This window comes from Mesorhizobium sp. WSM4847, assembly GCF_055811335.1.
The window spans coordinates 337,960-343,753 of sequence record NZ_JBVVPY010000002.1 but is presented as its reverse complement, the minus strand read 5'-3'; the positions used below and the strand labels follow the sequence as shown (position 1 = coordinate 343,753).

Here is a 5,794-nt window from a genome sequence, read left to right as displayed (position 1 = left end):
TCACTTGATCGAACCGCGTCCGCCGGCTCGCCCCCTTCCAGGCTGTGGACGGTAACAAAACTGACATCAATCCGACACCGCGGTTTCATGCGGCTGCGCTAGCCAAGGCTAACAGACCTTCGAAACGCGACTGGACTGGAACTTGCCTATGTCAGCAACCTCAGCCACGCTCGAAATCCGCGGCGTCACCCGTCGGTTTGGCAGGAACACCGCCGTCAGCAATGTCGACATCTCGATCCCTCAAGGCCAGATGGTCGGCATCATCGGCCGCTCGGGTGCAGGCAAGTCGACGCTTTTGCGCATGATTAACCGCCTCATCGATCCCAGCCAGGGCTCGATTTTCTTTGACGGCGCCGAAGTCTCGAGCCTGCGCGGTTCGCTGCTCAGGCGCTGGCAGCGCGATTGCGCCATGATCTTTCAGCAATTCAACCTGGTGCCGCGCCTTGACGTTTTGACCAATGTGCTGCTCGGGCGGCTCAATCACCGCTCGACCGTTGTCAATCTGCTCGGTGTCTTCTCCCGCGAGGAACGGGCCGAGGCAATCGCGGCGCTCGAACGTCTCGACATCGCCCGCACGGCGCTGCAGCCGGCCGGCACCTTGTCCGGCGGCCAGCAGCAGCGCGTCGCGATTGCCCGCGCCATGATGCAGCAGCCGAAAGTCATCCTCGCCGACGAGCCGATCGCCTCGCTCGACCCGCTCAACGCCAAGGTGGTGATGGATTCGCTGCAGGACATCAATCTGCGCGAGGGCCTCACCGTGGTCACCAATCTGCACACGCTGGATACCGCGCGCACCTATTGCAACCGCATCATCGGCATGGCAGCCGGCAAGGTGGTGTTCGACGGCCCGCCCGAAGAGCTCAATCGGGAGGCCGTGCGCATGGTTTATGGCGCCGACAGCAATGGCGGCGAAATCTCCGAGGCGATCACCTCGACCAGCGTCGCCATCAAGCAAAAGATCGTCGCATCCGCCGGACCGCTCGAGCCGGCATTTCCCGGCTAACTAGGTCGACGATCCGGCAAGTGGATACCGGTATACGAGTATACGAAAGCAAACGACGAAAGAGCGCCTGGACCGCCAGTCCGCATCAAGGCCGGGCATAAAAAAAGCGCCGTCAAAATTCGAACGCTGCCGGCGCGATGCCGGAACCAACAGGAGAGACGCGAAATGTTTAGAAAAATACTTTTCGGTGCCGTTTCCATCATCGCCATGGCGGTGGGCGCGGTTCAGGCACAGGATCTGAAGGAATTCCGCGTCGGCATTTTGGGCGGCGAGAATGAAGCCGACCGCCTGCGCAACTACCAGTGCTTCGCCGACCACATCAAGCAAGTCCTCGGCGTCGAAAAAGTTTCGCTGTTCCCGGCCGCCGACTACGACGGCGTCATCCAGGGCCTGCTCGGCGGCACGCTCGACTTTGCCGAGCTCGGCGCTTCGGCCTACGCCAAGGTCTATCTCGAAAACAAGGACGCGGTTCAACCGATCCTGACGACGATCCAGACCGACGGCTCGACCGGCTACCGTGCGGTCATGGTCGCGCGTGCTGATTCCGACATCAAGACGCTCGCCGACATGAAGGGCAAGAAACTCGGTTTCGCCGATCCCGATTCGACTTCTGGTTACCTGATCCCGGTCACGTCACTGCCCAAGGACATCGGCATGGATGTGAAGAGCTACTTCGCGTCGACCGGTTTCGGCGGCGGCCATGAACAGCTTGTCCTTGAAGTCCTGAAGGGCACGTTCGATGCCGGCACCACCTGGGCCTCCGGCGTCGGCGACTTCAACGACGGCTACAGCTCGGGCAATCTGCGCAAGATGGTCGACAAGGGCGTCCTCAAGATGGATGACCTCGTCGAACTGTGGCAGTCGCCGCTGATCCCGAACGGCCCGCTGGTGTTGCGTATGTCGATCGACGCCGGCGCCAGGCAGAAGATCACCGATTTCCTGACCAAGCTTCCGGAAACCGATCCGGCCTGTTTCTCGGCGATACAAGGCGGCGATTACAAGGGCTATTCGCCGGTTACCCCGGAATTCTACCAGCCGATCATCGACGCCCGTAAGGCGAAGATCGGCTCGTAAGCAAACTGCCAAAACGCCGCCGGGGCCACGTGCTGCCGGCGGCGTTGCCGCATCAGGGGCCGGGGATCTATCGATGAGTGCGACCGAAATTTACCGCGCGCCCGCGCTTTCACCGGAGGGAGCCACCGTCGAGCGGCACTGGCGCGATCTTGCCGCCCGCCGGCGCCTTTACACGATCGGCGGCCTGGTTTTCCTGTTTCTTGCACTCTCCGGCTCGCTCTGGTTCGCCAACGAAACCAACGCCGGAAAGTTCTTCGACCGCCTTCCCTACGTCGCCGACTTTTTCGCCGAGTTGAAGCCGCGCGACTGGTTCGACCCGGTGCGCGCGCTGTTCGACCTGCCGTCCCCCTATGACGACGGCAGCCTCAAGTTCGACTACCCGGAAGGCCGGGTCTACCTGACCCAGGGCATCTACATTCCGGAGTATTTCCACCGGATGGCCGAGACGCTGAACATCGCCCTGTTTTCGACGCTGGTGGGCGCCACATTCGGTTTCCTGCTCTGCTTCTTCGCTGCAGGCAATATCACGGCCAGCCGCTGGCTCCGTTTCTTCACGCGCCGCTTCCTTGAAATCGTCCGCGCCTTTCCGGAAATTGTCATTGCCGGCTTTTTTCTGGCGATTTTCTCGCTAGGGCCGATTCCTGCGATCATTGCGGTCAGCATCCATACCGTCGGCGCGCTCGGAAAAATGTTCTTCGAAGTCGTCGAAAATGCCGACATGAAACCTGAGGAAGGCTTGCGCGCCGTTGGCGCCAACTGGGTCGAGCGGGTGTGGTTCGGCATAGTGCCCCAGGTCCTGCCCAACTTCATCAGCTATTTCCTGCTCCGCTTCGAGATCAATGTGCGCGCTTCGACCATACTTGGCGCCGTCGGCGCCGGCGGCATCGGCGAATCCCTGCGTCTTTCGATCGGCCGAGGCCATGAGGCCAAGACCATCGCCATCGTCTTCCTGCTGTTCTGCACGATCGTCGCCGTCGACCAGCTTTCGGCATGGCTGAGACATCGTCTTGTCGGCCGGCAGGCGTTCGCATACGGGCGCGGAGAGTAGTGCAATGAATGCTGACGCCATCAACGACATCGCCGCTCGCCATCCGGAGGCGTTCCGGCGCTCGTTGTGGAAGCGCTACGCCACTCCGTTCGGCATGCTTCTTTGCATTCTCTACACCTTCTATTGTTCGTGGTTCTTCTCGGTCGCCGCCGTTCTCGAAAAGGCGAACTGGAACCTTGCCGGCGCGTATCTCGCCGACTGGGTGTCCTACGAAATCCGGCCCGACATCGAGTTCAAGGACAATCATCTGACGATCGACTACTCCCGCTTCTCCAAACTGGGATCCAATCCAGATCCCGACTGGGTGGCCAAGCAGATGGCCGTCATCGAGCGGCAGGTCGAGGCAGTGCCGGCACCGGCGATCGCGACCAACAAGTCGTCGCAGGATTCGTTCATGGCGCCTGGCGCGCCAACTGCCGAGAACCCGGCCGCCCCGTCGGGCCAATCCGCTCCTGCGGTGCCTGAAACGGTGCGCGAAAACGCCGTCGTGGCGGCGATCGTCACCCTTGCCGATGGCCAGATCGCCGTCACGCCAAACGTGGTCACCGTGACGCGCGGCGCCGAAACCGTCGTCTTTGACATCGCCAAGGGCAGTTCTGTGACACCGCGCAAACCGCTGCCTGACTGGATCGAGCAACGCAGGCCAGGCTCGACAGCCTATGTCTCGTTCGGATTTCTCGGCCGCGCTGAGGTGCAGAACGACGAGGTGGTCGCCTGGCGGCGTTTCTTCGGCTGGGCCAATTTCGTGTTCGACACGAACTCGCCATTCTGGGGAAAGCCGTTCAGCGAGGTCGCTTCACTGATCGTCTCCGGGGCTCGCATCGACCCGTTGCGATCAAACGCGGCGCTCGCCTGGGACAACATTTTGAACAATGCCGAGTGGCAGCACGGCGACGTCTGGCTGAAACTCTTGCAGACCGTCGTCATGGCTTTTGTCGGCACCGTGCTGGCCTCGATCGTCGCCTTTCCGCTCGCCTTCCTGGCTGCGCGCAACGTCACGCCGAGCCGCATAGCCAACCAGGTGACAAAGCGCTTCTTCGATTTCCTGCGCTCGGTCGACATGCTGATCTGGGCGCTGTTCTTTACGCGCGGCTTTGGTCCTGGGCCGCTGGCCGGCATGTCGGCTATCTTCTTCACCGACACCGGAACCTTGGGCAAACTTTATTCCGAGGCGCTGGAAAACATCGACGACAAGCAGCGCGAGGGCATCCGCTCGGTTGGCGCCACCCCGGCAATGGTGCAGCGCTACGGCGTGCTGCCCCAGGTTCTGCCGGTATTCCTCAGCCAATCCCTTTATTTCTGGGAATCCAACACCCGGTCAGCGACGATCATAGGCGCTGTCGGCGCCGGCGGCATCGGCCTGAAATTGTGGGAGGCCATGCGCACCAACACCAACTGGGCCAATGTTTTCTACATGGTTCTGCTGATCCTGCTTGTCGTTTTTATCTTCGACAGCATCTCCAGCTATCTCCGCCGCAAGCTGATGGGGACCGTCGCAAACAGCAATGATGAGCGGCGCGTTTCCGCCCGCCCGCCGGCAGCTCAGATCGCCTGAGAGGAAGGCTGCGTCCAGGCACCAGCCTTTTTCCAGCCGCTCTTGATGTGCTTGTAGCCGTCGCGGTAGACGGCTTCCGGGCTTTCCGAAAAATCGCGCCACACCTTGGTAGCCGCCGCCAAATCTTTCAGCGAGCGGCCGAAGGCTTCGATCGTCAGCCAGTCGTCATAGCCGCTCTTGCGGATGGCCGAAAACGTCTCTTGCCACGGAATGTGGCCGCGCCCCGGCACGCCGCGATCATTCTCCGAAATATGGATATGGACGACCTTTTTGCGGTTGCGCGAATACGCGCCGATCGCGTCCGTCTCTTCGATATTGGCATGGAAAGTGTCGTACATCGCCTTGATGTGCGGCCGATCGATTGCGTCGACATGCTCCGACAGATCGTCCATTGTGTTGAGCAGATAGCATTCGAAGCGGTTGAGCGCCTCCAGCCCGATGGTGACGTTTTTGTTGCCGGCATGATCGCCGATGGCGCGTTGCGAGGCGACGGAGCGCTTTTTCTCCGCCGCCGTCGGCCCACTGCCGGAGAAGGCGCCGAGCGTCGAATGCAGCGGGCCGCTCAGCGTTTTGGCGCCAAGCGCTTGTGTGCAGTCGATCGCCCATTTCATATAGTCGATGCCGGCTTTGCGCGTCGAGGCATCGGCCGAGATCAAATTCATCGCCGGATCGCCCATCGCCGAAACGGCGGTGCGCTCCAGCCCGATGCGGTCGAGCAGCGCGCCGAGCTTTTTGTAATCGTCCGGCGTGCCGGCAAAGATCGGTATCTCGACGCCGTCGAAGCCGGTCGCCTTGATATCCCTGAGCAGCGGCTCGTGTTTCTTCGACACCGCCGTCGTCCACAAAAACATGCACATGCCGATTTTCATCGACGTCCCTCCCTTTTTGACGGCCGGCTGGCTCCTCCGCCGACTTCGCCATAGCCCCCTCATCCGGCCGCTTCGCGGCCACCTTCTCCCCGCTGGGGAGAAGAGGCAGACGGCAGCGCCGGCGTCTCCTCTCCCCTCGGGGAGAGGTCGGATTGCCCCGAATTTCCCTTCGCAATTCGATGGTGTTACTGGGGGAGGGGGGGAGCAGCTAAAAAAAGATAGTAGGCGCCGGGGTGATGGAAGTA

General features: G+C 61.4%; 5 protein-coding genes. 4 read left to right on the top strand and 1 reads right to left on the bottom strand.

Annotated features, from left to right (window positions below; translation table 11 throughout):
- Positions 1–148 precede the first annotated feature (148 nt).
- From phnC to phnE (AC0L28_RS04335), 4 genes are all read left to right on the top strand, one after another.
- Entirely contained in the window at positions 149–1,003 is an 855-nt protein-coding gene (gene phnC / locus AC0L28_RS04350; protein ID WP_023797354.1) for a phosphonate ABC transporter ATP-binding protein, read from the top strand.
- Between the two features lie 165 nt (positions 1,004–1,168).
- Positions 1,169–2,077, top strand: a complete 909-nt coding sequence (gene phnD / locus AC0L28_RS04345) for a phosphonate ABC transporter substrate-binding protein (protein ID WP_473475753.1) — start codon at positions 1,169–1,171, stop codon at positions 2,075–2,077.
- A gap of 73 nt (positions 2,078–2,150) precedes the next feature.
- Positions 2,151–3,125 carry a phosphonate ABC transporter, permease protein PhnE gene (gene phnE, locus AC0L28_RS04340; protein ID WP_128184800.1) on the top strand — a complete coding sequence of 325 codons (975 nt, stop codon included), beginning with the start codon at positions 2,151–2,153 and terminating at the stop codon, positions 3,123–3,125.
- A gap of 4 nt (positions 3,126–3,129) precedes the next feature.
- Complete coding sequence (gene phnE / locus AC0L28_RS04335) at positions 3,130–4,680, top strand: phosphonate ABC transporter, permease protein PhnE (RefSeq protein ID WP_473475751.1); 1,551 nt, start codon at positions 3,130–3,132, stop codon at positions 4,678–4,680.
- On the opposite strand, the gene AC0L28_RS04330 is transcribed toward phnE (AC0L28_RS04335), so the two are convergent.
- Positions 4,668–5,549, bottom strand: coding sequence for a sugar phosphate isomerase/epimerase family protein (locus tag AC0L28_RS04330; protein ID WP_473475748.1), 882 nt, complete (start codon positions 5,547–5,549; stop codon positions 4,668–4,670). The genes phnE (AC0L28_RS04335) and AC0L28_RS04330 overlap by 13 nt on opposite strands.
- Positions 5,550–5,794: the final 245 nt, after the last annotated feature.

What these genes read in the sequence shown, in the direction of transcription:
- phnD (WP_473475753.1), top strand. Translation starts at nt 1,169, where the DNA reads ATGTTTAGAAAAATACTTTTCGGTGCCGTTTCCATCATCGCCATGGCG.
- phnE (WP_473475751.1), top strand. Translation starts at nt 3,130, where the DNA reads ATGAATGCTGACGCCATCAACGACATCGCCGCTCGCCATCCGGAGGCG.
- phnE (WP_128184800.1), top strand. Translation starts at nt 2,151, where the DNA reads ATGAGTGCGACCGAAATTTACCGCGCGCCCGCGCTTTCACCGGAGGGA.
- phnC (WP_023797354.1), top strand. Translation starts at nt 149, where the DNA reads ATGTCAGCAACCTCAGCCACGCTCGAAATCCGCGGCGTCACCCGTCGG.
- AC0L28_RS04330 (WP_473475748.1), bottom strand. Translation starts at nt 5,549, where the DNA reads ATGAAAATCGGCATGTGCATGTTTTTGTGGACGACGGCGGTGTCGAAG.